Source organism: Janibacter sp. Soil728 (genome assembly GCF_001428305.1).
GTDB lineage: Bacteria > Actinomycetota > Actinomycetes > Actinomycetales > Dermatophilaceae > Janibacter.
On the sequence record NZ_LMRZ01000006.1, the window covers coordinates 370,408 to 395,613 of the forward strand.

General features: G+C 64.6%; 23 protein-coding genes, 1 tRNA gene and 1 pseudogene. 5 read left to right on the forward strand and 20 right to left on the reverse strand.

Features of this window, described 5'->3' with window-relative positions; translation table 11 throughout:
* Nucleotides 1-8: 8 nt before the first annotated feature.
* On the reverse strand, nucleotides 9-1,238 hold the full coding sequence (locus ASG73_RS15075; protein ID WP_235499476.1) for an MFS transporter: 1,230 nt from the start codon (nucleotides 1,236-1,238) through the stop codon (nucleotides 9-11).
* A 73-nt stretch (nucleotides 1,239-1,311) separates the two neighbouring features.
* Here ASG73_RS15075 and ASG73_RS15080 point away from each other — a divergent pair.
* Nucleotides 1,312-1,383 (forward strand) — tRNA-Arg (locus tag ASG73_RS15080).
* Nucleotides 1,384-1,455: 72 nt separating this feature from the next.
* On the opposite strand, the gene ASG73_RS17640 is transcribed toward ASG73_RS15080, so the two are convergent.
* The 9 genes and pseudogenes from ASG73_RS17640 to ASG73_RS17970 form a co-directional block, all read right to left on the reverse strand.
* Complete coding sequence (locus tag ASG73_RS17640; RefSeq protein ID WP_156466315.1) at nucleotides 1,456-2,538, reverse strand: tyrosine-type recombinase/integrase; 1,083 nt, start codon at nucleotides 2,536-2,538, stop codon at nucleotides 1,456-1,458.
* Entirely contained in the window at nucleotides 2,535-2,741 is a 207-nt protein-coding gene (locus ASG73_RS15090) for a helix-turn-helix domain-containing protein (RefSeq protein ID WP_055997024.1), read from the reverse strand. Before ASG73_RS15090 ends, ASG73_RS17640 begins: the two co-directional genes overlap by 4 nt.
* Before the next feature lie 40 nt (nucleotides 2,742-2,781).
* Nucleotides 2,782-4,038, reverse strand: coding sequence for a replication initiator (locus ASG73_RS15095; RefSeq protein WP_442905393.1), 1,257 nt, complete (start codon nucleotides 4,036-4,038; stop codon nucleotides 2,782-2,784).
* 61 nt (nucleotides 4,039-4,099) lie between these two features.
* Nucleotides 4,100-4,516: pseudogene (locus ASG73_RS18645) on the reverse strand (replication initiator); the annotation flags it as partial.
* Nucleotides 4,517-4,544: 28 nt separating this feature from the next.
* Nucleotides 4,545-4,808 carry a hypothetical protein gene (locus ASG73_RS17645; RefSeq protein WP_082567295.1) on the reverse strand — a complete coding sequence of 88 codons (264 nt, stop codon included), beginning with the start codon at nucleotides 4,806-4,808 and terminating at the stop codon, nucleotides 4,545-4,547.
* A complete protein-coding gene (locus ASG73_RS18650) occupies nucleotides 4,805-5,119 on the reverse strand; it encodes a WhiB family transcriptional regulator (RefSeq protein WP_082567296.1) in 315 nt (104 codons plus the stop codon). Before ASG73_RS18650 ends, ASG73_RS17645 begins: the two co-directional genes overlap by 4 nt.
* Nucleotides 5,109-6,695: an FtsK/SpoIIIE domain-containing protein gene (locus ASG73_RS18575; RefSeq protein WP_156466316.1), complete on the reverse strand. Its 1,587-nt coding sequence runs from the start codon at nucleotides 6,693-6,695 to the stop codon at nucleotides 5,109-5,111. The genes ASG73_RS18650 and ASG73_RS18575 overlap by 11 nt, the downstream gene beginning before the upstream one ends.
* Entirely contained in the window at nucleotides 6,695-7,051 is a 357-nt protein-coding gene (locus tag ASG73_RS15110; protein WP_156466317.1) for a plasmid replication, integration and excision activator, read from the reverse strand. Before ASG73_RS15110 ends, ASG73_RS18575 begins: the two co-directional genes overlap by 1 nt.
* A gap of 82 nt (nucleotides 7,052-7,133) precedes the next feature.
* Entirely contained in the window at nucleotides 7,134-7,295 is a 162-nt protein-coding gene (locus ASG73_RS17970; RefSeq protein WP_156466318.1) for a hypothetical protein, read from the reverse strand.
* Nucleotides 7,296-7,412: 117 nt separating this feature from the next.
* Here ASG73_RS17970 and ASG73_RS15115 point away from each other — a divergent pair, with 117 nt between their 5' ends.
* Complete coding sequence (locus tag ASG73_RS15115; protein ID WP_055997037.1) at nucleotides 7,413-8,237, forward strand: hypothetical protein; 825 nt, start codon at nucleotides 7,413-7,415, stop codon at nucleotides 8,235-8,237.
* Nucleotides 8,213-9,037 (forward strand): protein phosphatase 2C domain-containing protein, encoded by an 825-nt coding sequence (locus ASG73_RS15120; RefSeq protein ID WP_055997040.1) that lies wholly within the window; start codon nucleotides 8,213-8,215, stop codon nucleotides 9,035-9,037. The genes ASG73_RS15115 and ASG73_RS15120 overlap by 25 nt, the downstream gene beginning before the upstream one ends.
* A 10-nt stretch (nucleotides 9,038-9,047) precedes the next feature.
* Here ASG73_RS15120 and ASG73_RS15125 read toward each other — a convergent pair whose 3' ends face one another.
* The 10 genes from ASG73_RS15125 to ASG73_RS15175 all read right to left on the reverse strand — a co-directional run bounded on the left by ASG73_RS15125 (nucleotide 9,048) and on the right by ASG73_RS15175 (nucleotide 21,671).
* The gene (locus tag ASG73_RS15125; RefSeq protein ID WP_055997043.1) at nucleotides 9,048-10,082 is read right to left on the reverse strand and encodes an Eco57I restriction-modification methylase domain-containing protein; all 1,035 of its coding nucleotides are present in this window, start codon (nucleotides 10,080-10,082) and stop codon (nucleotides 9,048-9,050) included.
* A gap of 1 nt (nucleotide 10,083) precedes the next feature.
* Entirely contained in the window at nucleotides 10,084-13,374 is a 3,291-nt protein-coding gene (locus ASG73_RS15130) for a DEAD/DEAH box helicase family protein (protein ID WP_055997048.1), read from the reverse strand.
* Nucleotides 13,374-14,015, reverse strand: coding sequence for a hypothetical protein (locus ASG73_RS15135; RefSeq protein ID WP_055997051.1), 642 nt, complete (start codon nucleotides 14,013-14,015; stop codon nucleotides 13,374-13,376). The genes ASG73_RS15130 and ASG73_RS15135 overlap by 1 nt, the downstream gene beginning before the upstream one ends.
* A 143-nt stretch (nucleotides 14,016-14,158) precedes the next feature.
* Complete coding sequence (locus tag ASG73_RS15140) at nucleotides 14,159-14,323, reverse strand: hypothetical protein (protein WP_156466319.1); 165 nt, start codon at nucleotides 14,321-14,323, stop codon at nucleotides 14,159-14,161.
* Nucleotides 14,324-14,761: 438 nt separating this feature from the next.
* Nucleotides 14,762-15,826, reverse strand: a complete 1,065-nt coding sequence (locus tag ASG73_RS15150) for a M23 family metallopeptidase (RefSeq protein WP_055997059.1) — start codon at nucleotides 15,824-15,826, stop codon at nucleotides 14,762-14,764.
* Entirely contained in the window at nucleotides 15,826-16,347 is a 522-nt protein-coding gene (locus ASG73_RS15155; RefSeq protein WP_055997062.1) for a hypothetical protein, read from the reverse strand. The genes ASG73_RS15150 and ASG73_RS15155 overlap by 1 nt, the downstream gene beginning before the upstream one ends.
* On the reverse strand, nucleotides 16,344-18,416 hold the full coding sequence (locus tag ASG73_RS15160) for a hypothetical protein (protein WP_156466320.1): 2,073 nt from the start codon (nucleotides 18,414-18,416) through the stop codon (nucleotides 16,344-16,346). Before ASG73_RS15160 ends, ASG73_RS15155 begins: the two co-directional genes overlap by 4 nt.
* Nucleotides 18,416-20,071 carry an ATP-binding protein gene (locus ASG73_RS18440; protein ID WP_235499477.1) on the reverse strand — a complete coding sequence of 552 codons (1,656 nt, stop codon included), beginning with the start codon at nucleotides 20,069-20,071 and terminating at the stop codon, nucleotides 18,416-18,418. The genes ASG73_RS15160 and ASG73_RS18440 overlap by 1 nt, the downstream gene beginning before the upstream one ends.
* A 974-nt stretch (nucleotides 20,072-21,045) precedes the next feature.
* Nucleotides 21,046-21,384: a hypothetical protein gene (locus ASG73_RS15170; protein ID WP_055997072.1), complete on the reverse strand. Its 339-nt coding sequence runs from the start codon at nucleotides 21,382-21,384 to the stop codon at nucleotides 21,046-21,048.
* An 11-nt stretch (nucleotides 21,385-21,395) separates the two neighbouring features.
* A complete protein-coding gene (locus ASG73_RS15175; RefSeq protein ID WP_055997075.1) occupies nucleotides 21,396-21,671 on the reverse strand; it encodes a hypothetical protein in 276 nt (91 codons plus the stop codon).
* Between the two features lie 408 nt (nucleotides 21,672-22,079).
* On the opposite strand from ASG73_RS15175, the gene ASG73_RS17975 reads away from it, so the two are divergent.
* Together ASG73_RS17975 and ASG73_RS17980 are read left to right on the forward strand one after the other, a co-directional pair.
* On the forward strand, nucleotides 22,080-23,207 hold the full coding sequence (locus ASG73_RS17975) for a hypothetical protein (RefSeq protein WP_156466321.1): 1,128 nt from the start codon (nucleotides 22,080-22,082) through the stop codon (nucleotides 23,205-23,207).
* Nucleotides 23,194-23,610 (forward strand): hypothetical protein, encoded by a 417-nt coding sequence (locus tag ASG73_RS17980; RefSeq protein ID WP_156466322.1) that lies wholly within the window; start codon nucleotides 23,194-23,196, stop codon nucleotides 23,608-23,610. Before ASG73_RS17975 ends, ASG73_RS17980 begins: the two co-directional genes overlap by 14 nt.
* Nucleotides 23,611-25,206: the final 1,596 nt, after the last annotated feature.

Genomic DNA, 25,206 nt, shown 5'->3' on the forward strand with positions numbered 1-25,206 from the left:
GGGCAACGCTAACAACCGCGACGCCTCCCGAGCGGCACCAACAGCCCGACGAGCAGCGCCGCGCCGCCTGCGAGCAGCCCCAGAGCCTGGTATCCCCACCACCCGACGACGAGTCCAGCGAGGGCTCCACCCCCGCCTCCGGCCAGCCCCATCGCCACGTCGGCGAGGCCCTGGGCTGCCGGACGTTGGCGAAGGGGGATCGCCGCCGACAGGAGGGTCGACCCGGCGATGAGGGTGCAGGACCAGCCGAGGCCGAGCAGGATCAGGGCGGTGGTGAGGGCGAGCGACTGGCCCTCTCGGGTGGATGCCGCCAGGAGGCTCGCGGTGAGCAGGAGGAGCGAGCCGGCCCCGATGACGGACCGGGCGCCCCACCGGTCGACAGCCCATCCGGTGACGGGTGAGAAGGCGTACATCCCCACGATGTGGAGGGAGATGACCAGCCCGATGACCTCGAGGGTCGCGTCCCCGTGCCGCATGTGGATGGGGGTCATGATCATCACGGAGACCATGACGGTGTGGCCGAGAGCCAAGGCCAGCACGCCGGTGAGCGCGTCGGGCCGGCTGTGGATGACGGCCCACCCGGTGGCCGCTGGACCGTGGTCCTCCCCTGGCTCGACGTGGTCGACGTGCAGGGCCCGGGCGGTGAGGAGCGGGTCGGGGCGCAGGGCGAGCGTCAGGACGAGGCCGGCCAGGAGGACCCCCACGAGCGAGAGGACATACGGGCCGACGAGGACCGGTAGGTGCAGCTGCTGGGCCACCCAGCGGCCGGGCCCGGTGAGGTTGGGCCCGGCGACGGCGCCGATGGTGGTGGCCCAGACGACGATCGACAGGTGACGACCCTTGTGCACGTCGTCCGCGAGGTCTGTCGCCGCGAAACGCGCCTGCGAGTTGGCCGCGGTCGCACCTCCGAAGAGGAGGAATCCCAGGAGCAGCAGGGCGAAGGACCCGACCACCGATGCCCCCACGATGAGCAGGCCACCGGCGATGGCCATGGCGTACCCGGCGACGAGCCCAGGGCGCCTGCCCTTCGCCGCCATGATCCGCGCGAGGACGATGGCCGCCAGGGCACCGCCGAGCGTCTGGGCCGTGCCTCCCAGCCCCGCCCATTTTTCGCTGCCCGAGATGTCCGCCGCGAGCAGCGCACCCACGGCCGCCCCCGCGCTGACTCCGACACCCCCGAGGACCTGTGACCCGGCGAGGGTCGCGATGGTGCGCCGCTGCAGGGCGTGGGTGCTCACCGAAGGGAGTATGACGCGTACCCTGTGCTTCGGCGCATCGCGCCTCTGGTGAGAGCCAGGGTGCCCGCGCCAGGCCCTCGTAGCTCAGGGGAAGAGCACTTCTCTCCTAAAGAAGGTGTCGCTGGTTCGAATCCAGCCGGGGGCACACCGAAAAATCAAGGTTCTTGTGACCAGCACGACCGCGGCGAACAGCAAATGGGCACCAAATGGGCACATGTCACTGCTCCCGAGGTGTGGCCGGCGGGTGCAGTCCGTCGAGGGCGGCCGCGATGGTGTCGAGCTCGTCGTCGTAGAGGTGGGCGTAGATCCGCGCCGTCGTGGTGATCGACTCATGACCCATCGCCTTCTGAATGAAGCGCAGGTCAGCCCCCGCCATCCGCGCGAGACTTCCGAAGGTGCGCCGCAGGTCGTGCGGGGTCACAACGATGCCCAGGGCTTCTGCGGTCGAGTCGAAACCGGAGCGCCGCCGCCAGTTCCGTGACCGGAGAAAGTCACCCTGAGGTGAGGCGAAGACAAGAGCGTCAGCCGGCTTGCCTGCCATCCTCGACTCCAGCAGGGTCGCGATGCGTCCGGGGATCGGCACATACCGATGCCCAGCGCGACTCTTCGGCTGGTCGACATCGATCCGTCCCTCGACTTCGGTGGCCCGTTGCACGACGTGGACCCGCCGCCGGTCAAGGTTGACGTCTTCGCATCGAAGGGCAGCCAACTCCGACCACCGAAGGCCCAAGTACGCCAGGGCCAGCACGACATCACCCTCGGATGACATACCGTCCGCCAGTGCGTGGACCTGCGCCATCGTGAGGATCCGCTCGCGAGCTGGTGCGCGCTTTGGAAGGCGCACTCCCCTAGCGACGTTGACTGGCACGCGTCGAGTCCGGCAGGCATGGTCCAGCAGCCTGCACAACACCCCATGAGCCCGCCGAACCGTGTCAGTTCCTGCTGTCTTGGACAGGTTCGTCACCCACTCCGCTACGTCAGCGTGTTCGATCTTGGCCACGGGCCAACGACCGAGGGTCGGCTCGATGTGCTTCCAGGCGTAGCGGTAGCCGTTCTGTGTCGTGACACGCAGATGAGTCATGCCCGAGCTTTCGTACTCCTCCCACACCATCGCCAGAGTGACCCGGCCACGTTGAGGGTCGACCCAGTCCCCGCGCCGCTTGTGCGCCTCCATCTCACGCTCGTAGACAACGGCGTCTCCCCTTCGCCGAAAGGAGCGGGAACGGAAGCCACCATCTGGGGTGCGATATCGCACGCGATAGGTGATCGCGCCGTCCTTTCGCTCCCGACGCTCAATCACGCCACACCTCGAGCCTCGGCCGCCTCCAGCCACGCGGCGACAGCAGCGGCCTTGAAGCGGCGATGCTTGCCCACCTTGAATGACGGAGGCCCCTCGCCGTATGCGGCCCAGTGATAGACCGTCGACACGGGCACCTGCAGCAGCTTCGCCACCTCCTGCACCGTCATGAACTGCGGAAACGTCACGGTGGACTGGTCATCCATGTTCCTCACTCATCCCTGCGTTGTCGTTGCTCCTGCGTGGTCACTGCTTGCCAGCCCGAAGTTGGGCGTACTCGCGTGCCCTGGCCGCTGCTGCTGTCGCGATCTCCACCTCTCCTTGGTTGGTCCAGCCCACGCCCACGAACTCCCAGACACCGATCACCACCGAGGTTTCAGACTCATCCTCTTGGCTCAGTAGGGCTTCTTCCACGGCCGCGAGATCGACGGGCTTCCCCGCGCGCTGGGCCCTCTCAGTCTCTTCCTGCATGACTTGCTGGAACCGAGCCCGACGCCGGCGCAATGTCCGATAGGTGACGCTGTAGCACCGCGACTTTGTGACTTGCTGGAACCGAGCCCGACGCCGGCGCAATGTCCGATAGGTGACGCTGTAGCACCGCGACTTTGACGAGTAGTGGCCCCGATAGCCGAGCTCCTTCGCCCACTTGCCGATCAGCACGTAGTGATCGCGGCCCTCGGAATCGACCGGCACTGGCACCTCCTCACCGGCTCGACGACTCTCGGCGCGAAGGATGGCCGCTTCATGAACCTCTGCGCAGGTCTGCTTGATCCGGTGAACGTGCGCACCGTCAGGCACCGCCAAGGAGGTGTCCTTGGTGGAGTACTTCGCCAGGTAGGCCGCAACCTGCTCGCCCGTGATCGGCGCATCAGGGTCGTCCGTTCGGGACCCTTCTCGCACGATGCGGATGTCGATCTGCTCGCCCCACCGCAGGACACGTGACTGGTCGCACTCGAACGTGGGCGGTGCCTGCACCTGGGCTCTCGAGAAGGCCGCCTCGATGGCTTCCACCATCACGTCCACACCCACGCCACACGCCGCACCGATCCCTTCGTCCAGCGGCCCGTCCAGACGAAAGAGCGCGTGGAAGTGCACGGCACCACGGGCCTGCATCTCCGCGGTGCGCCCGTACTGCCGAGAGACCACCTTCGAGACCTTCGATACCGGCACGCCAAGCCGAGCGGCGAGTTGACGGCTGACGTCCTGGATGGCTCGCCGCCACAGCTCAGGAGCGTGGTACTGCCAGACGACGTGCCCGAGGTAGTCGTAGCAGTCTGGGCAGATGGGTGAGCCCACCGCGGGGTCATCCTTCAGGTGCGTCTTCGTGCACGACAGGGACCGTCCGTGAGGGCACGTCGTGTTGCCGCGCGGGTGACAGGTGCGGCCGCCACGCGTCGAGTGCACCGGGCCGAAGGATGGTGCGGTCACCGTGACGAAGGCGAGTGGGTTCTCCGCAACGCGCTGAGGAACTCCCTTCCCCCCTTCCAGGCCACAGCGGATCATCTCGAAGGTGTCCCTGGCGTAGACCCGTGAGCACGAGGTGCACACCGACTCGCGACGGTTNAGGAACTCCCTTCCCCCCTTCCAGGCCACAGCGGATCATCTCGAAGGTGTCCCTGGCGTAGACCCGTGAGCACGAGGTGCACACCGACTCGCGACGGTTGCCGCAGCGGGTCAGGAGAACTCCCAGAGGGGCGTCTGCCGAGGAGTAGTGCGAGGTCGCTTCTCCGGTACGGGTGTCGACGATCATCGCGCGCCCTGCCAAGCGAATCGGCCTCTGGCAGAAGCCAACCCGACTCGCCGCCTCAGTGAACTTGCCCAGAGCCCCGCGAGTCGTGAGGTCGTGCACGGCCGAGGCCGCCCGATCGGTGAGCCCGTCCAGACCTTGCTGCAGCTGCGCCGTCGAGGTCACGACAACCACCCGGCCACGTGCAGGATCAGCCGTGCCACGGCCACGATCAGGAAGGCAATGGCGAACCATGAGAGGCGACTCCGGACCGGGTGCTGCATCAGATATCGCCCACCGCGTCACGGGACGTCACGCAGTCGATACAGACGAGGTGGTCCCGTCCGTTGCCGATGACGTATGACCATCCCTCGCAGAAGGTCGTGGCTGCCGCGATGGCGTCCGAAGCGCTGCGGAACAACACCCGTGCATCTGCGCGACGGACGAAGACAGTTCCGCATTCGTCACAGGCGACCGCAGCACCACGACCGAGCGTCGAGCGAAGGGGAAGCACCTGCGAGGGGGCAACAGCCAGCATCCAACTCATGCCGTCTCACCCAGTTCGAGACCTGGCAGCGTCAGGCCGGCCCACTCCTTGGGAAGCTTGGCCAAGGGCTGCCCATCGCTTGCATGGACGATGACGCCACCCCACACCCCTTCCTCGTCCCACTCCTGGGCGTAGTCCCTGCACAACGTGCGGACCGGGCACGAGGCGCACACCTGCAGAGCCCTGTGCGTCACGTCTTCGTCTCGCTCGGGGAACCACCAGTCAGGGTGCGGGTGACCCACACATGCCCCTCGGGTGTTCAGAGTTGCCAGCGTGCGATTCGCTGCGCCGGACCTTTCATTAGGCACCATCACGAACTCCTTTCAGTGCAACGACGTTCGTCGTCTCGCTGTCTGCTGTCTTGGAGCGGGGCGAGCGAGGGCGGCGTTCACGAGGTCCTGAGGGCTCGCCCCCTTCGGTCTGGGTGGTCTGCACGTGGTGGACGGGTCCCGCGGCTGCGATCTGATCCAGCGGCGGTATCCACCTTTCGGCGGTTGGGAAATGCGCGGCCGTTGCTTTGATCAGAGCGTCCGACCAGTAGTGCGCGCGCACCCGAGCGACCGAGCCCTCTTCTGTGACGAGGTAGCCGGCGCCCGGCATGTCTGCGGGGATGCGGTGAGCCGGCGCTTCGTCGCTCATGCCTTGACCGAGCACCATCCGGACCTCGTCGGCCGATGCCAGACGAAGGGCGATGGTCTGGGTGAAGAGGCCACGCGCCGGGACGGTCTCCTTTTTCGGGTCCTGCACGAACGCGACCACGACAACGCCCATGGCCCGCCCTTGGGTCAGGATCTCGGCGAGGAGGCGGTTTCCCTCCTTCTTCACCTCAACGTCTGCATAGGCAGTCAGAGCGGCGAGCTCGTCGATGACGAGGAGGTGCAGGGGGTCGCCCGGCGTTGGCTCGTGCAGACGGGACTGGCCCACCATCCGCGAGGCTCGCTCGTCGATGATCGTCAGGAGGTCACGCAAGACCACCAGTGCTTGCTCAGGCCGGTAGGCGGTGCGGTACATCAGCCCGTCGCCCATGGCGATCTCGACGCCGCGCTTGAGGTCCACGCCGTGCACTCGCACCGTGTCCTGGGCAATCCACGGGGCGAGCGACGCGACAGCACCCCAAAGGACCGACCCCTTGCCCGATCCCGAGCGACCCGCCACGAGTGTGTGCTTCCCGACCAGCGAGAGCCGCCACGGCATCCCGGACTCATCGCGACCCACCTCGACCGGCTCCAGCGCTGTTCCCAGAGGACGGTCCGTGGGCAAGGAGGCGGCCGTCGAGTCGGCCAACGCATCCATCATCGTCAGCCGCACATCAGCCACCGACGGCGAGACCGAGGAGGCGCGGAAGGCTGCGGCATCGACACCCGCAGCAAGCTTCTCGGCCCCCGCCACGAGGTCGGTGGACGTCTGCCCACGACGAGCGCGAACGCGAGCCGTCACGACTCCGCCCTGGGAGGTCACCCGGAGCAGCCTGGGATCGATCCACCGCGACTCAGTGCCATCGTCCACTCGCTCCGACAGGCGGGCCGAGCGAGCGACCTCGATGAAGGAACGACGGACGTCCCGGCGACCGATCCATGCCGCAACGGAGTCCGGCAGTCCGAGAGATAGCACCAAGGCCATGACCACGAGCGCGACGAGGAGCCACGCGACAGGAGTTGCTATCGATTGCAGCAGCCCTGCCCAGGGTGCGACCCACGACGTGTCCCACGGCCCCACCGGGAGGATCTCGAACTGATCGACCCGTCCGGGCACGGCAGCCACCAGCTCAGCCAGGACCACCAGCGCGACCCAAGCGACGGCAAGGCGCCAAACCGCGGGGGCAGCCGCCCGACCCGCAAGCACCAGCCCACGAGCCAGACGGCCACCCCACGCACCCAGAGCAGTCATCACGCAGCCGCCGACTCCGAGCGACCCGCAACCGAGCTCTTGGACGACTTGCCCGGCGCCGTCATGGCCTTGGCCCGGACGGACCACGCGAGCTTGGGTCGCACCCCGTTGTCGTCGATCCACGGCGTGAGAGTCAACCCCTCGAACTCCACCGGCACGAAGGGAAGGTCGCCGGGGTTGGCCGGCGGCACCGGCTGCTGGCGAGCCATGATCTTGACGTTGATCGTCTTCTCGTTCTTGCGGGCCTCGGGGTCCGCGTCGAGGACCGGGACCGTCCAGATCAGCTCTCCCGTGTCCGGGTCCACCTGCTGAGGACGAGTTCCGTCGGGGCGCTGGTCCGCGTTGTAGTCCTGCACGGGCTCGACGTCTCCGCTGGGGCACTCGTGTCGCGGATCGGGGAGCGGGCCACCCTCATCCGCGCGGGCCTCCTCGACGTCGTCAGATCAGCTCTCCCGTGTCCGGGTCCACCTGCTGAGGACGAGTTCCGTCGGGGCGCTGGTCCGCGTTGTAGTCCTGCACGGGCTCGACGTCTCCGACCAGGTATGCACCGTTCGGGAAGACCGATCCGAACACAACCTCCATGCGACGGCTAACAGCCATGACCTTCTCCTGTCTAGTAGGCCTAAACACTACGTGTGTTTAGAGGCCCTATACGTAGGGCCAGTTCTCAAACTAGGGCCTGTTTGGGATCTCGTCAAGACCTTCTAAACTGACTCTGTGGACAACGACCCCTTCGAGGTGGTCCGGCGCGAGTCTGACCCCCTCCAGCAAGCACGCCTGGCCGGCGACCTCATGTCGCTGTACCGCCAGCGTGGGTACGAACTTGCCCGTATCCGGCGCGACGCCATCAACCGCGTGGTCGAGCAGCGCGGGGGGACGTTCAGTGCTGTGGGCGCGGAGCTCGGCCTGACGCGGGGGCGCATCTCGCAGATTCGTAAGGACGCGCCGGCCACGGAGCGAGCCTTCTTCGGAGTGGGCCCGATCGAGGTCGCCACACCGACGCGGCACAGCAGCGATCGGCCAGAAGGTGTTGTCGCCCTGGAGGACGCAGAGTCTGCTCGGATCATTTCGGACGTCCTGAGGGATCTGGCCTTCGAGGTCCGACCGGTGGCGATCCCGATCGACGGGGCGTGGTCACCGGCCCACGAGGCAGTGGTGATCTGCGGGCCGAAGTCTTCCCAGGTCTCGGCCGAGATCCTCAGCCATGATCCTGTTTTGGCCTTCCACGAGGTCGAAAGGGACCAGTGGGTCATCGAGGACCGGAAGACCGGACAGCGCTTCGAGTCGCCCCTCGACGACGGCAAAAAGGGGGAGGACGTCGCATATGTCGGACGCGTGACGCGCGAGGGCAAGACCGTCCTCGTCATCGCCGGCGTGCACGCCTTGGGCTCGGTCGGCGCGGCGACATACCTTGCAGAGAACCTCGAGGCGCTGCACGATGCAGTGGGAGGCAATGACTTCTCCATGGTTATCCGTTCGCAGTTCGATGGCCTGACCCCGACGACCAAGGAGGCCGCATGGGGACCGGTGGCCCACCGGTAACCGTCCAAGCAGCCACGCTCGCAGGAGGCAACAAGAACCAAGACCGATACGCGTACGGCGATGGGTGGGCCTTCGTGCTGGACGGAGCCTCATCCTTCGCAACCGTCCAGCCCGAGCACGATGGCGGTTGGTACGCCGACCGCCTCAAGGACGCCCTAGTTCACGAGCTGACCTCACGCCCCGACGACACCACCATCGACATCGTGGCGAGGGCGATCGCAGAAGCCGCAGCCACCCACGACGACCCCGCGACATGTCCCACGAGCACCATTGCCATGGCGCGTTGGTCATTCGAGGTGGTCGAGGTCTACGTACTGGGCGACAGCACCGCCGCGCTCATCACCGAGAACGACGAAATAGAAGTGACCGACTCCCGACTCGCCGACATCGCCCCAGCGCTCAGGACGGAGTACCGATCTCGGCTGGCCCGTGGCCACGGCTTTGACGCACGCCACTTAGAGCTTCTGCAGCGGCTTCAAGCGCAACAAGCGACCCTTCGAAACCGCGACGGTGGCTACTGGATCGCTGGCGCGGACCCCAACGCTGCCCGGCATCGCGTGGCCCACACCCGAAGGACACAGGAGATCGCGTCAATCGTCCTGGCCACGGACGGCGCTGCGCAAGGGCTCCGCTACAACGTGGCCCCTTCATGGGGCGCTCTCACCTCCATGGGCCTCGATCGGTGGCTCCGATTAGTTCAGCAAGTGGAGGCACGCGACACGCGCGGCAGCTCTTGGCCACGGAGTAAGCCCAGCGACGACAAGACAGTGGTCGTCATCGAGGTCACTCGTCCAACTTGAGGCCAAAGCATCAAGCCATCGGAACGACCTTCTCCTCGATGAAGGCGATCTCGTCACCAGACAGACCGTACTTCGCATATAGTTGCTGGTCGATCTCGGCGATGGGCTTAGACCAGTCGATATCCGAGTCGGAATGAAACTTCTGAAGTGGAACGTGCCTCCAAACCCTCGACGGATTATCCTGAGTCTTCTTGAGGATTCCCAGCAGAGCTCTCGCGAATTTGGTCTTCAGGTACGAGAGGCACGCAGCCGCCTCGGCTTCTTCGTCGAAACCACCGACCGTCAGGAAAGACATCGTCACGGCCACTCCGGGGCCCATCACCAGCGGCGTTGACAGAACTTCTCCGAGAGCACCCGAGCCGTTGGCCTTAGCGATCACCACCTTGAACTTTTCAAAGCTGGAAGGGCCAGTCAGATAATTCCGCTTGATCCAACGCAGCACCCGCCCACGACCGGCAAGGCCCAGCACCTGCACGTAGGTGCCCCGCCCCTCAGGCTCCCTTTCATGGAAAAGAAAGGGGAGTTGATCGAAGGCATTCGTACTGATCCGAAACTGAGCATCTCGCGACATTTTGCCGGAGGCTTCTGGGTGCTCGTCGTGCATCGCTTGCGTGTACGCGTATGCTCGACCACTAGTGACAGTGCCCGAAATCGACGGCTCGCGCCTTTCCCGAATCTTCTGAAGAATTGCGTTAAGTTCAGGGTGTTCCGAATAGGTCCCGATCGGCTCACCTGCAACCAACACGTCTCGGTAGGTGACGGCAACACCAGCCTTAATGTCGGTCCCGGGAAACACCTCACTACTCTTTACCACATAGTGAGGAACACTGAGATGAGGATCCGCAAGCATCTTCTCGTTCCACGCCTTCGGTGTGAATCCAGCATTAAACAAGAAGCGCGCCGGCGTGATAAGAACAACCTTTCTTCCAACCTCGTAGGCCGCGTCCATGAAGAGGTGGTAGACGGGAGTGTCGCGGGTGCCGCCACCCTGGGCCTCCTCCTGGTAGGGCGGGTTACCGATGACGACATCAAACTTCTTGCTCATGTCACTCGCCTTCCGTCAGCATCTCGTTGACTACCTTTTGCCGCTCTGCCGGAGTCATCTCGGCCAGGTTGCCAACCCTGAAGTGACCAGAGTCCTTGATCCACGCCTTGCGCTCGGGCACACCGCCGGAGACGGCCTCGATGGTGATGTGATGCAGGATCTGGTTGTGGCTCATCTCGAAGATCTGTGACGCCAGAATGTGTTTCAGCCGCTCATCCTGGTTTGGAATCGCTTTAGTAAGACCCGTATCGAGCCGTCGCACCAGCTCCATCAGGAACAAGCCCGCAGTGGAGAACAGATCGGCGAAGGTTTTGGTCTTGTCGCTGAACACGCCCGGGTTCTCTGCCTCAACAGTGTCGACCATCATCTTCACCACCGGCGCAGGGGTAAAGACCAGCGAGGTCTTCTGCTGCGGGATGTAAGCGAAGATGTTCTCGGTCTGGGCGTCGTCGAAGTAATCGGCCAGGGCCTCCTTCTTGTCGAGGAACTCCTGCACGGACCGGTCGAACACCGCCTCATCGAACATGCCGGGGATCTTCGTGACTGTGCCGTCCTGCTCGGTCACCTCCTGCCCGTCACGCAAGAGCCTGAACTCGGCCTCGGTGATGCCGGTGATCTCCTCGAATACGTCGTCGGGCGTGTAGTCGTCGAAGTTCGACAGGCGCAGGTCGCGGTCGCCGTAGGCCATCAGGAACATCGGGATGGTCCGCGCGAACCCACGCAGATGTGAGCGGGCATCGTCCATCGTCTTATCGGCCTCATTCTGCGCGCTCTTGGTCTCCTCGCGGGTGACCACCTCGGGCACGATCTCCACCATCGACTCCTCGACGATGGCCGCGACGCTCGCCTGAAGTGCCTTAGTCTGTTCAGCCTTCTTGGCCTCCACGACCTGCGCTTCGGCCTCGGTGGCTGCGTTCTTCAGCTCCTCATCAAGGTGCTTGGTGGCGATGCCGTGGTCCACGTAGGCGCGCTCGACGTGGTTCTTGATGGCCTGTTCGGTGCGCTTCTCATCACGCTTGACCTGGCTCTCGGTCAGGCCGTAGGCCTCCTGCAGCTCCCTGCGCGCGTCCTTCGCCTTCTCGGTCACGAGCTGCGCAATCTGCTTCGCAGCCACTTCCGGCTTGGTGTCCGGCTGGATGTCCGGGATGTCCTCGACCCGGTAGACCGGCTTGCCGAGCTGCGCGATCTTCGGGTTGATAACCGTCTCCGCGTCCACTTTCACGTTGCCCTCGGAGTCAGTCACGGGTGGCGGCTGCGGGATGTCGACCGGCTCTCCGTTCTTGACCTTGCCCTGCTTGGCCACCGGCAGCTTGTCGAGGATCTGCTTGATGTGCTCGGAGTAGCGGAAGATCCCGGCGACGTTGGCGAACAGCAGGTTCGACAAGAACCCGCGCCGCACGACCTCTCGGGCCTTGAACACCTGCGGAAAGGTGAGGACCTGAGCCGCATCGAGCTCGATCATCCTTCCTTCGGAATCCTCACCCAACACGGGGAAGAAGTTGAGCAGCGTGCGGATGTTCTCCTGCCGCGCCACCGGATCACCAGACGGGTTGGGGTGCAGGTTGTTCGCGAAGGCGTCGAAGATCGTCAACGTACGCTCGGGGGCGAAGTCGAAGATGTACGCGTTCTGCTTCTGGAACACCTGCCCACCCCGCTCGAAGGTGCACGGGTTCTGCGCCCGGAAAGCAGCCTGCATGTACAGCGAAGGTGACGCGAGGTCGGACAGCATGATGACCGCCGTCCACTCCGGCACCGTCACGCCCGTGGTCAACTGCCCTACCGACAAGGTGATGGTCTTGCCTCCGGTGGCTTCGGCCTGTGCGATGACCTTGCGGACCTTGTCGAAGGACTTGCCCATGGCGACGTCGTCGCTGTCGTTCTCGGTCTTACCGTCACCAGCGGCCAAGACGACCGTGTAGTCCTTGAAGACGTCGTGCTTCTTGAGCATCCGCTCCAGGGCCTTGGCAGAGGCGACGCGGTTGAGTAGCCAGAACGAGTGCCTGATCTCATCGCGCAATTCAGGTGTGGAGAACGGGTACTTCTCGTGCGTGGTCATGGCGTCAAGGAACCGCGAAACGTCAGCCTCATGCACGAAGAAGCCGTTGTCCTTGGTCGAGAAGAACTCGTTGAGGTCGAACGCGAAATCGATGTTGGCAGAGTCCTCGTCGATAGCCACGCCCTCGGCCAGACGATCGGTGATCATCCGTGAGATCTGGTACGTCAACAGGTTCAGCGTCGGCAGCGCCGCGTACGGGTTCTCCTCCCCCTGCTCCTGCGGCCACTGGGTGCGGGCCTTCTGCTCGTCCTCGTAGGTCCAGTTGAAGATCTGGTCCTGGCTGAACTTGCCTGCGGCCAGCGCCTTGAATGGCGTGCCCGACAGGTGCAAGGTCCACTGGCGCTTGATGTGGTCGAAGGCCACGTCGGTCTTGGTCGTGTCGATGCCCTCGTGAGCTTCGTCGATGACCAGCAGGTCCCAGTCGAAGTCGGCGATGTGCTTGAGCTTGTTGAACTGACCGCCGAAGTACTGCGAACCCTTGAGGTCCTGCAGCGAGAGGAACTCCACAATGCGCGGATCCTGGTCCTGATGCTCGTTGGAGTACGCACGCCACTGCTCACGCGACATCGGCGAGCGGTCGGCCAGCGAGGCCGACTCGGAAACGAACTTGAACGTCGTCTGGTGACCAATGAAGCGCGTGAAGTCGTCGTACCACGAGTTGGCGATCGCCGGCCGGTTGGTAACGACCAGGACGCGCTTGACGTCAAGGGTGCGCATCAGGTCGTACGTCGACAGCGTCTTGCCGAACCGCGGCTTGGCGTTCCACAGCACCTCGTCCTTGCCCGCTGCGAAGATTTCCAGGGCCATGGTGACGGCTGCCTGCTGCTCGGCCCGCAGGACGTAGTCGTCAGTGCCATCGGTCTGAAAATCCGAGTAGTCCTGACCGGCGAAGTCGTTGAAGTAGGCCAACGAATTCTTCGGCGCACCGTTGAAGTCGTGCCACTCCGTGCGCTTGGGCGATGTCTCTCGCGCGATGCCCCGCTGCTTGAGGTAGGCATGGAAATGGTGGTCGCTGAACCACCCGCCAGCCTCGGTCGTGAACAGCGCCCGTCGCGACCAACGCTTCTCCTGCGTCAGAGACAGCTGCGACGCCTGCTGTTTGATACGCACATCTGCGCTCTCCTGCTCGGTGTATCCGATCTTCTCCCATCCGTCGTACTTGGGCATGTCCGGCGTCGACCACGAGTAGATGACCGGGACGATCTCCCGATAGGTGCTGATATTCGGGCTGGCCATCAAGCTTTCTCCTCATGGTGGACAAACTCGATCCGGCACGGCCGGTATGTGGCGTAGACGGTGAAGTCGAAGCCAGCGTTATCGCGCAGCGAGGCCAGCGTGAAAGGTTCGCGCTGCACCATCCTGGGCTGACCCTCGATCCGGTGCCACCACGAGAACTGGATGTCATCACCCTCAACCGTCTGAGCCGTCAGCGTGTTGCCCCGCACGATGTTGGTGTCGATGAGGAAGGCCGCGGCCTTCTGCAGGTCCGTCTCCGTGCCGGCGTGAATGCCGTGGTCCCGGTAGAAGCCCAGGAACTCGGCGAGCATGATCGCCTGTGCCTCCTGGTGGTTGTCCTCCAGTAGCTCGATGCCATAGATCGACGCCAGCGCGAATAGCGACTGCTGCGGCCAATCCTTGACCGGGTAGTGCTTCTCGATCGCCTGCAGCTTGCGACGTAGAATTGCCACGAGGAAATTGCCGTCCCCGGCCGATGGCTCGAGGAAGGTCTTGTCGACGAAGTCGGGTGCAGTCTCCAGGTCCTCACTCACCAGATCGAGCATCTGGTCGACCATGTAGCGCGGCGTGAAGACCTCGCCGTAGGCCTTGACCCGATCACGCGACTTCACAACCTGCTCCTCGACAACTACGAGCGTCATCCGTGTCTCCATTACCTTGAGCGACCCCACGCGGACCCCGGAGTCGGAGTCCTCACTCGACGAGTTGGCTAAGGTCAGCCGATTCGCACAGTCGCTTCACCTGCAGACAGTAGCCGCAGGGACCGACATGCCCTCGGATCCGTTCAGGTGGATTCCAAGATGAATACGAGGCTGACCGAGGCAACGACACGCTCGCGGCCGAGCGGCGTGGTGCCAAGCCGCTGCATCGCGTGCCAAGCGCCCTCGTCGCAGAGCTCCACGACCCAGCGCTTCCGATCGGCATGCTCTTCATACGGTTCGGTAAGCACACGGAGGTCCATAAGCCACTCGGTGGAGTAAGACAACACCGCCGGCATCCCCCACACGCCGCGCTCCCCAGGCAGGATGTGCCGGTACGTCGGAGTGGGCGGAGGTGCGAGCGGAACCCACATTGATCCGTCTTCTCGGACCTCCGGATACCTCGCCACGCTCCGCACGGTGACCGCCTCCTCAGCGCGTTTCCCGAGCCTTCAGGATGCCGTACCGGACTCCGCTCGTGCCGAGCCGGCCACCCACCTGTTCACTGATCTGGCTAGCTGACATCCCGGTGGCCGCGACCTCGAGAAACAGGGCGTTCCGCTTAGCCAGGGCATCCGCTAGGGACGCTTCCAACGACTCAACCTCTGACGAGGCTGCCCGTGCGCGCCTCAGAAGATCAGTCACTTCGCTCGTCATGGCCCCAGCGTATCGCCGCATTTTCTCCCACATCACGTTCCCTTTCCGCTCAAATCGAGCCCTTTGTCCTTCAGCCACGGCAATGGGTCCACCGCCTCCTCGCGAACCCTCACCTCGAGATGCAAGTGCGCCCCCGACGACTGGCCCGTGCTTCCAACCGCGCCAATCCGTTGGCCCGACTTCACCCTCTGGCCTGCCTTCACATCGATACGGCTCATGTGTGCGTACCGAGTTGTGATGCCTCCGCCGTGATCGACGATGACGAGGTTGCCGTACCCGCTCATCACGCCCGCGTGGACGACCCTGCCGCTGCTCATGGAAGAGATCAGCATCCCCTCCGGCGCAGCGAAATCGGCCCCTTCGTGCATCCGCGAGGCGCCGGTGATCGGGTGGACTCGCATGCCGAAGGCAGAGCTGCGAACCAACCCCTTCGCCGGAAGGGGCGCTTTCCACTTTTCCGATGAACCCACCGAAATCTGCTCACAGAGCCCGGTCTCACCACTGGCCGCCTCGACGATGGCCACCGAGCGGGCTTCGTGTTGCGCGTAGGCCTCGGGAAACCCGGAGCCTTGGACCGTTTGCGCTGCGACCGTGATCGGCATCTGCTGCCAGCCCTTCACATCGAGGAGGCCTGGGTTGTTCGTGTGCTTGGCCCGGCCGAAGAAGGCCTCAGTGGACTTGACGACGTCGCGGACCTCAGACATCGATCCCCACCCCTGGCTGGGCCGCTGTTGAAACAGCCCGAGCGAGTCTCTGTCGCCGTGGTCGAGGTTGTTGAGAGAGCTCTCTTGCAGGGCCGTTGCGATCGCCACAACCTGTCCTCGCGTCGAGACCTTCAACTTCTTGGCCACCGCGATGATCTTCGCTGCGTTGTCTGCCTGCTCTTGGGACAGGCCCACGCCAGTGGGTGAGGCGCCGACGCAGGTGATCGACGAGCCTCCCGCGGATGCATCCTCGTTCGCCGAGAACCCCCCAGTGGAGGCAGCGACCACCACGAGCAGAAACAGCCACATGGCGACGACGAAGGCGGCCAGGAGCGCCACGATGATCCGTCGATACCGCCAGGCCAACTGAGCGCCAGCAACCCACGGGTCCATCAGGACACCTCTTGTCCTGAGACCGGGACAAAGGCGGTGACGCGCAAGGTTCCTTCATCCGCGACCGACACCGTGACTTCCACTCCGCCGATCGACCCGCCGCGCAAGGGAAACCGCATCTTGCCCCCGACCTCAGCACGGGAAACGACTTCACCCGCGCCGAAGGATCCTGTCGGCAGATTTTCCAGCTGGATGCTCTTCAGACCCTCGTACACGTCATCGCTCACCACAGGACGAAGCCGCTTCAACCACGCGCGTCGGCCACCCTTGGTGTTGTCGTAGCGAATGATGAACGACTGCGCTGTCTTCTCCCACCGAGCGGTGGAGGCCCCCTTCGCTGCGCCATGCGACGACCTCGACGAGGCCACGACCGGACTGGACGAGCTGGACTGCCCGCCTGACTGCGACGGCGGCGTCGCCAGCCCTTGTTCCTCGTGAGGCGTCACCCTCGTGACGATCACCGCAGCTACGAGAGCGAGCACCACGAGCGCGCCTCGCACGATCTGTCCCTTGCGCTTCACGACGCTCCGCCCCGATCTACCTCTTCGAGGCCATTGCTGGATACGAACGTCTTCGTGGAGGCGTCGTAGAAGACCCATCCGGCCTCTTCCGGGTTGGCGTGGCCGCCCTCAGTCACAGCGCCGTCGTCGTAACGTGCCGGGATTGGATCGGATGGCGCTGCCTGTGCGGACACCACCTGCTCGATCGGGTCAGACGACGAGTCCTCGATGACGACCACGGGTGCCGCGGGCACGCGGTTGGGGCCCTCCTCCACGATTGGGCTGGGGTCCTCTCCCTTCGGCACGTCGACCTGCACGTCATCGACCGTCACGACAACGGGCGAAGGGGGGCGCTCAGCCCTGGCGTCCTCCTCCACCTCGAGTTGGGTGGGGACGTCCTGGGTGATCGGTGCCGACGTCGGCGAGTCGGCAGGCTGCACAGCGACGCCGGGCTCGTCCGCCGAATCCTTCTCGGAGGACTCCTCTTCGTCGTCTCGCTCGGTCTCAGCAGAGTCACCTTCCTTCCACTGATGCGTGGGCTTGCCATCACCGTCCTTGGACCGTTCCTTGTCCTTACCTTCGTTCTCTCCTTCCTTCCCCTCCTCGTCCTCGTCGTCACCCGCACCACCAAGCGCCGTGCCGGCTGCGATCGTCAGGACTGTCTTGGCCACCGTGACCACCCCATGCGCAGCTGAGGCGTCCGCGCCGGGCATGTTCAACGACGTGAACCGAGTCAGAGCTCTGACCGGGTGCAGGACGATCCATCCGACGAGGGTCAATACCCCCACGGCGAGGCATTGCCAGCCGAAGGGGATGTCGTTGGCTTCGGTGATAAAGCGGGCGAGGGCGATGTACACGGCAGCACCCAGGCCAAAGATGACGGTGTTGAGAGCCACTGCGGCCAACTTGCGGGCGACTGAGCGAGCGACGGACGGCATCATCGCCATGACGGCGCCCAGCATTGGTCCCAGGATCACGGTGAAGCGCCAATAGAGGAAGCACAGGAGCAGGAGCACGAAGGCCAGGAAGGGAAGGGAGAACGCCGTGGGGGCGACCAGCGAACCGCCGATAGCCAGGCCCATTCGCTGACCGAAGTTGGAGTTGGTCAACGTGTTGTAGGCGCTCGGGTCCTCGTCCTTGATCTTCGACGCGACCTTCTTGAAATCCTTCTTCTTTTGTTCGTAGATCTTCTTCCCGGCCCCGCTCGGATCACGGTTGACCTGGTCCTTCTCCGCGTAGGTCAGAGTCCTGGAGGCGTAGAGCTCGTATCCGTACTTCTGTGCCACTGCTGAGTCGTCCGAGCCGAGTTGGCCGCGCAGCCAGACGTCCCAGACCAAGGCCTTGTACAGGGGCCCGACGAACACGGCGCCTGGCTGTTCCCGGTCTGCCTGGGTCGGCGGCTCATCCTTACCGCTGATGATGTTCTTCTGGCCGGTCAGCACGACCGCCGACACCGTGTCGTCTGCTGCCTTCGATGCCTTGATTGGCCAACCAACGGTTAGTCCGACGACACACAGACCGATCAGGACGAATGCCAGTACCCGCAGGGTCTGGCTGACCTGTCGCCGGGCAGCGAAGACCAGAGCCGACAGCGCCGCGACGAGGATGAACATCGGCATCAGGGGTTCCGTGAAGGACTTCGCCATAGCGGTCGATGTGTGTTGTAGGACGGGGTCGAGGAAGTCCAGCCAGTCGGGGTTGCCAAACGCGTTTCCCGCCGACACCGTCGCACCGGCCGAGAGCACGGCGGGGAGGAAGACGGTCGACGCGATGCCGTCCGTGACCTCGGCCGGCTTGTCCGTCACATCGCCAGTGCCGAAGTCGCAGTCGTCGTCGAAGGAAAACCACGACAGCCCCGCAACGCCGTGGTTCTGCAGCAAACTCGCACCGGAAGTCGGGTCGACCTGCTGTGGCGCAGTCTTGGGAGCGGGAAGAAGCCACCCTCCCAGACCATCAGCCGGAGACTCGGCCACGGGTGCGGTTTCGCAGCCGAAGGGGTCGGGAGCGGCAGCAGCCGGGGCCACCCCGAGGGCGAGCGTCCCAAGACTGGCCGCGAGCAGTGACAGAACGACTCGATAGACGGTCCGCATCAGACCCACTCCAGTTCGCTGGCGACGCCACCGACGTTGCGGCGGTCTAGGCCCTTGGGGCGTGTGTCCAGCAGCTCCCAAAGCCCTGGGAGGAGATCGCGGTTCACTCGGAATCGGCCGACCTTGCCGTTGATCCGTGCGACGAAGTCGCGGTACTCCGCGCTCTCGGGAGTCCCCTCGCGAGACCGGAGGTTGCCCAGAGTGCGTTCATAGCCCACGCCGGTCTTCACTCCGATGAGACGAAGGGCGTCCTCCTGCTGGTCCGGGTCGTCCAGGGCGCCGATGAAGGCGTCACTGATGAGCGCCTTCGAGGCCGACTGCGCGGACAGGGCCGTGTGTCGGTCCTGCGAGCTGGTCACGATGCGTGCGTTCCACTTCCGACTATCTCGCTCGAGACGCGCGAAGAGGTTTCGGCCAGAGGCCCACTCCGAGAGACGGTGTGCCTCGTCGAGGCCGACGAACTTCCGCTCGTTCATCCCACCCGAGTAGATCCGTGACGACGCAAACTGCGCGGCGAGGTTGAGCACCGCCACCGACAGCCGCTCATCGACAGACCACGACGAACGCTCAGCCTCCTGCTTCGGCAGGCTCATGCCCGGAAGAGTGATGACCAGAAGGCGTGCGGAGGACTGCGCCGGCGAGCCCGTGTTGAAGAACAGCCGCGTACGCGGGTGATCCATCATCTGGTGCAGGCTCTCGTACAGAGTCCGGGCCATGTCCTCAGGAAAGAGCGACCGGTTCGCGAGCAGCTCGACGACGTCCGCCAGAGAGCCGTACTGGCTCCTGTCTTGCTGCGATAGGGCTCGCGACAGAAGAACCTCGGTCATCGACCCGGACATGACCCCCTCGGGAAGGATGCTGCGCATCGCGTCCAGGGCCAGCGCCGTTCGCTCCATCCGAGCCACCTGCCGCGCGTCCTGCCACTTCTGTCCGAGGTAGTCGGTCCGCTCCCTCTTCGTGGCCAGCGTCCGAAGCTTCTCCTGCACCGCGTCATCTGCCTCGACCGACTCCGACGTCGGATCCACGACCACGCCGAAGGGGGACAACGTCCCCTCTGCTGCATCGAGCAGGTTCAACGCACTCGACACGTGAGCGATGGGCGCCCACTTCGTGATCCTCGCCAGCGGACCTGACGGGTCGAAGACTGTCGTGGTGACGTTCGAAAGCGTTTCCAACGCAGCGAATAGGCCCATCAGCGTGGATTTCCCGCCGCCCAGACCAGAGACCAACGGTGTGAGGCCGGAACGCGAGAATTGCTCCATGCCCTGGTGCATGTCCCAGATGAAGGGGTGGCCGCCGGCACCGACCGTCGAGCCGATCAGGTGGCCTTCGCGATCGCCCAGACGGCTGGACACGTTCGGCAGCCCGGCTGCATATGTCACCACCGGCATGTGCCGAAGGTGAGCAGTCGTCGAGATGCCCTCCCCGGGCACGAACTCCCGGTAGGCGCCCTCGACGTTGCGCATGAACTTCAGGTCGATCCGCTCGGCCTCGTAGTGCTTGATCAAGCCATGAGCCCGCTCCAGGGCCGCCTTGCTCGTCGGGGCGGCCACAGCAAATCGCACGTAGGCGTAGACGCGGGTGGACTCGGTGCCGTAGCCCTCTTCCATCTCGTGCTTCATCGACCGCGCGGCCCGGTGCGCCTGCCCGAGCATCGGTGGCTCCATCCGCGAGTCCACGCGCTGGAACTGGTCCTTCTGGTCGTGGATCAGCTGCAGCCGCTTCTCGACGTCCTTGGCAGCTCCTCTCCCGTCCCGCACGAGGAAGTGTGCGGACATCTCGAAGCCTCCGTAGCGGCGTGCATAGGCCGCCCACGGCGGGGAGGTCTCCGGGATGGACCGATCCTCCATGCGAGCCATCGACAGCACGGCCACGTGCGTCTCCACGGGGTCGACCGTCCTCGAGCGATCCGGGGAGCCGACCAGGCGCACGGTGCGTGATCCGATGGGACCGGGGTGGACCTCTACCTGATCCATGACGCCGGCCAGGTCGAAGACGTCTACCGGCTCGGCTCCAGCGGCCCATGACGGCGAGGGGTTGGGCAGTCCGAGGCCGCGTGACCTGGCGACCAGCCATTCCACCTCGCGCTGCGTGGCAGGCCGGCCCAGCGACTCCATATGCGCATCAAGGTTCTCGATGTCCGTGCTCAACCGGGACGCCGCACGACCTGCCCGGTCGCCGCCACGAAGACCAGAGAGCATCTGCGCCACCGTCGACTCATTGCCGACCGAGACGCCCCAAAGGACCGGAGTCGCCGAGAGCGACCGCGAGGCCAGGACCTTTTGGCCGCCAGCCAAGTAGTCGCGCCATGCCGCCTCGTCGACCGGGCTCGGCGTACCGGCATCCAGGGCCGCAGCCCACATCGACGCCGCGAAAGGCATCGAGGACACCCGCTCATGAACGGTGCGGCCACCGAGGCCCGTAAGCACCCGGGCGGCGTTGTGAATGTGCGCTTCACGCTGGTCGGTGGACAGGAACTCCCAGTCGACTTCGCGCAGGACATACCAGGCGCGTACCTCGCCGCGTGCCGTCGTCACGTGTCCCGAGACTCCGGTCAGCTGCCAGTCGTACGACTTCGGCAGCGACACATCGAGACCTTGTCCCTTCACTTCCTTCGACTTTGCAAACTTCATCGCAGGTCACCCACCTTCGCGTCTTGGTCGAGCCGGTCACGGCGGTACCGTCGCCGCGTCGTCATCTCGGATCGGATGATCCGGACCCATGCGCCGAACGGGACGTCACCAGTGACGAAGTCGGCGAGGACCCACGAACTAATTCCGCCGAAGACCGCTCCAGAGACGGCCGCGAGGAACCACCCCAGAGGCGAGAAGACCAGCGCCAGGACCGGAGCGAGAACCAGCCAGGTGAACACGGCCACGTAGCGCGGGTGCATAGGAATCTCGATCCCGTCCACCTCGACGAGCCGTCCCTGAAATCTCCAGACGCGGTCGTCCGTCGTCAGTCGCACGGCAGCCCACCTCAGAAGTTGAAGATGGCCGAGACCATCTCCCGGCCGGTCTGGGTGCCCACGAGCCCGGCGAGGCCGACAATGAGGAAGACGATCAGAACCCCGCCAAGGGTCGACAGCAGATCCCGGACGCCGGACTTCTTTGTGCCGAAGGCGAACAGGGCCACAAGCCCCACAGCGATGATCCCGATACCGAGCAAGCCGAAGAGCTCCCCCTTCAAGCCATCCGTGTTGACGATGTCCGCCGACACCGCAGTTGTCAGAGACGAAACGTTGAAACCCAACATCAAAACCACTCCTCATCGAGATCGGTCGCGGACTACCTGCCCACACCAACGGTACGCAGCGCACAGCGCACTACGCATCTTTCACTGCAGGACTCGCAGTCGATCTGGCGAGCCTTGCCCGCCAACTCAGAAGACCACAGGCAGCAGATACCCGCAGGGGACTATCCACAGCCCCAACCACCGACCGGGGAAGAGCCGGAAGCCATCTACCTGGCCAAGCACCTCGAGGGGCTCAAGCGCCGTAGTCCGTGGACGACATGGAGCGGAGTGCACGGCCTCACACAGCCCGGCGATCGGCGATCGCGACACGCAGCTGCAGCGATGTCGGTCCCTTCGACTAGAACTGGATGACTCTCACGGACCGAGGAGAGACACCAAAGTGGAGACCATGACAGTACGGTGGGCGACATGACCGACACGGAGCGCCGCGAGTTCGGCCACGTACGCATGGCTGGAGGACGCTACGACACGCCAGGACTCCCGTTGGCCGGCGCCGATGAATTGCGCCGTTACGAAGCGTTGGTCATCAAGGTCGCAAAGAATCTTTTCCTCACCGATCATCCGCGGAGAAAAAGGGCCCCCCGCGGATTTGACTCCCTGGGCGAGCTGAGGATTACCGCCGTTAATTCCGGCAGCGTTGTGCCCGTTCTTGAACGTCCCGTCACAGCCAGGTCGTCCAGCGCAACCTTGACGGATGTGCCTGACTACCTCGACCGTGCCCGTGCTCTCATAAACGACGCCTTCCGAGGTGTCGCTGCCCCCGCCTCGTCGGTGCCGAGAGGCTACCCGCCGGAACTCTTGAGGGACCTTGCCCAACTCGGCAGAAGCCTCGGACCCGTCGAGAGGATTGAGTTCTCTTCCGACCAAGAGCCGACTCCCGCAATCGTCAGCCAAGAAACGCGCAAGCGGCTACATGCGATAGCCAATCTCGGAGAATTCGAAGTCGAACGCCTTCTGATCGGCCAGGTCACCGGCCTCAGGGAGTCACCGCGCCAATTCGACCTCGCACTGGCTGACGGAACAAAGGTCACAGGCTCCTTCACCGATTCTGAGACATATGACGAGCTGCAAACCTTCCAAGGGCGAAGCGACCGCGCACCACTCGCTTCGCTCTCCGTCGTCGCAGTTGTATCCCTACAGGGCTCACTGCAAAAGGTCACAGATGTACTGGGAATCGAGCCTGCGCTACCACCTGCCTGGGCAGAACGGCTGAAGGTACTCGGTGGCCTGGGGCGCGGATGGCTAGAACCTGACACGCCCAGCATCTCTGAGCAGGCCATCGACAGCGCCGAACAGTTCCTCTTCGCGTGCCTCGACGAGGGGTTCCCGAGGCCGAGGATTTATCCAACCCCCCAGGGGGGAGTCATTCTGGAGTGGCCCCAAGATGACTTCGACCTAGACGTTGAATTCAATGACGGCCGAGCGCACATCCAATTCGTAAGTCTGACTAGCGAAGAAGAGTGGGACAAAGTTATTGACTGGTTGGACATCGATTCACTAATCGAAGCAATGGGGGAACTCAATGACCTGGGATGACCTTCAGGAGGACGAAATTGAGGTCGACGAACCGAGCGAGTTGCTCTGGCGCAACTGCGCCGAGAGTTGGGTCGACGACGGTGTTCCCTCGAAGCAACTATTCCTACCGACCAAAAAGGACAACAAACAACTTTCAACCGCTCGAAGTTCGGTTGTAAACGCCGACCAGCACTTCACTGAGTTTTGTGCAACCGGATCCCAGTCAACTGGGATCTGGGCAGTCTCCGTAGACGAACTTCAAAGCGCACAGCTTCGAGCGGTGGACGACTCGAAAGCGGGCTTCTCCCCCCTCACGGGACATTGCTTTGTCGATTTTCGCCAGTGTTCTTCAGGTGGGGTAATCCAGAGAGCCGCGCGCGCCTTGAAGGACCACGCGCTGGCACGCGGGCAACAACACCCCTGAGGGCCAACAACCAGACCACAGGCGACTGCACGAGCGGGTCCCTGCAACGCACTCCCGGCGGACGCCCCCACCCTGCAGACGACGGCCCCACCCTGTGATGACTTTCCCTACTGACTCAAGGCGGGCCTTCGGCCCGCGTCCGCCGGCCCGCCTGCGGACGCTCCGGTAGGGACCCCCGCGCTCCGGGCTCGTTCCTCGCCCTTCGCGCACCCCCACCTGCGCGCCCTCCGTCGGCCGACGGACACGACGAAAGGCACCCGACCACCATGGTCAGTGCCCTCACCTACGAGTCGACGACCCGCCGCTACACAGTCCGGCCTCCACGGCCGAGCATCAAGCGGTCAGATCTTGAGTTCTTCAGGTACGTGCTCCCGCACATGCGTTGCACCAGATCTCCAACGACGTCCGCTTGACGCACGGCCGCTGCGCCCTCAACAGCTCCGCTATCGGGTCGGCGCCTCTTCCTGGCCACATCGTTGCCGTGGGCACCAAATGGGCACACACCGGTCGAGAACGACCTCTCCGACCGCTCCCGGTTGTCACGGTTTCCCCTATAGACCCGGGAGACCGGCCAGCCGGCCAGCACCCAGAGCGCTCTCCTAAAGAAGGTGTCGCTGGTTCGAATCCAGCCGGGGGCACTCGTCGTTTGACGGGTGTCGGGCAAGGAGTCCGCGATGATCCGCCGCACCCCTACGCGGCGTGGAACAGACTCGCGAGGTGGGTCTCCAACGGAGACCACGTCACGTCGGGTACCTGAGTCGGAACCGATCGCCGCGGTGGCGGATGTGGTCGGCCGTGGCCCAGCAGTGGCGGTGCGGTGCAGGTGTACTCGCTGCCGGTCGGTGTCGTGAGAGTGACCTCGTGTGGGCCGCCGCCGGGATCCAGGCCGCTGGAGGTGACCTCGGCCCGCCAGCCCGGCGCCTCCTTGACCAGGTTGTGTCCCTGACACCCACCCAACGCGTTCGCCGCGGAGGTCTCACCCCCGCGCGCGTGCGGGCTGACGTGGTCGATGTCGCGGATCGGTGCGTCGCAGAACGGCACCCGACACGTCGCGTCACGCAGCTGCACCAGCTGCCGCAGCACCCCGCTGAACAGCCGCCGCTTCGAGTCCATCGCGACCAGGTCGCTCCCACCAGGTGCAGTCCACAACCGCCGCAACCACGTCGCGGTCCCGGCGTCACACAGACGCAGCAGATGCTCACGGACCATCGCGCCGGGCATCGCACCCCAGCCCGGGACCTCAACCTCATCACGATCACCAGCGCCGGTAGCGCCGCGGCGGAAGAACACCGAGCCACCATCGTCGTCGGGGCCTTCACCGGTGCGCACGATCGCTTCCTCACGCATCACCAGAGCCACCTCGACCGGCTGCACCTGACCTTCCGACCGCCCCGACAACAGCTCCAACGCCGTGTCCGCCATCCACGCGCCACGACCCCTCTCGTCCGCCGCCCGCGCCGCATCCACGACCGCGTCGCCAGTGGCGACATACCGAGACTGCTCCGCGCGCTTCAACGCAGCAAACGCACCGACCACATCCTGCAACGGACCCAGCACGCTCAACCACGCCATCCCATCCGCCGCCGGCCGCACCGA

Coding starts and splice junctions, on each gene's coding strand:
- ASG73_RS15090 (WP_055997024.1), bottom strand. CDS start 2,741: ATGGATGACCAGTCCACCGTGACGTTTCCGCAGTTCATGACGGTGCAG.
- ASG73_RS15095 (WP_442905393.1), bottom strand. CDS start 4,038: ATGATCCGCTGTGGCCTGGAAGGGGGGAAGGGAGTTCCTCAGCGCGTT.
- ASG73_RS17645 (WP_082567295.1), bottom strand. CDS start 4,808: ATGAGTTGGATGCTGGCTGTTGCCCCCTCGCAGGTGCTTCCCCTTCGC.
- ASG73_RS18650 (WP_082567296.1), bottom strand. CDS start 5,119: ATGGTGCCTAATGAAAGGTCCGGCGCAGCGAATCGCACGCTGGCAACT.
- ASG73_RS18575 (WP_156466316.1), bottom strand. CDS start 6,695: ATGACTGCTCTGGGTGCGTGGGGTGGCCGTCTGGCTCGTGGGCTGGTG.
- ASG73_RS17970 (WP_156466318.1), bottom strand. CDS start 7,295: ATGGCTGTTAGCCGTCGCATGGAGGTTGTGTTCGGATCGGTCTTCCCG.
- ASG73_RS15120 (WP_055997040.1), top strand. CDS start 8,213: ATGGGGACCGGTGGCCCACCGGTAACCGTCCAAGCAGCCACGCTCGCA.
- ASG73_RS15125 (WP_055997043.1), bottom strand. CDS start 10,082: ATGAGCAAGAAGTTTGATGTCGTCATCGGTAACCCGCCCTACCAGGAG.
- ASG73_RS15130 (WP_055997048.1), bottom strand. CDS start 13,374: ATGGCCAGCCCGAATATCAGCACCTATCGGGAGATCGTCCCGGTCATC.
- ASG73_RS15135 (WP_055997051.1), bottom strand. CDS start 14,015: ATGACGCTCGTAGTTGTCGAGGAGCAGGTTGTGAAGTCGCGTGATCGG.
- ASG73_RS15150 (WP_055997059.1), bottom strand. CDS start 15,826: ATGGACCCGTGGGTTGCTGGCGCTCAGTTGGCCTGGCGGTATCGACGG.
- ASG73_RS15160 (WP_156466320.1), bottom strand. CDS start 18,416: ATGCGGACCGTCTATCGAGTCGTTCTGTCACTGCTCGCGGCCAGTCTT.
- ASG73_RS18440 (WP_235499477.1), bottom strand. CDS start 20,071: ATGCTCGGGCAGGCGCACCGGGCCGCGCGGTCGATGAAGCACGAGATG.
- ASG73_RS15175 (WP_055997075.1), bottom strand. CDS start 21,671: ATGTTGGGTTTCAACGTTTCGTCTCTGACAACTGCGGTGTCGGCGGAC.
- ASG73_RS17975 (WP_156466321.1), top strand. CDS start 22,080: ATGACCGACACGGAGCGCCGCGAGTTCGGCCACGTACGCATGGCTGGA.
- ASG73_RS17980 (WP_156466322.1), top strand. CDS start 23,194: ATGACCTGGGATGACCTTCAGGAGGACGAAATTGAGGTCGACGAACCG.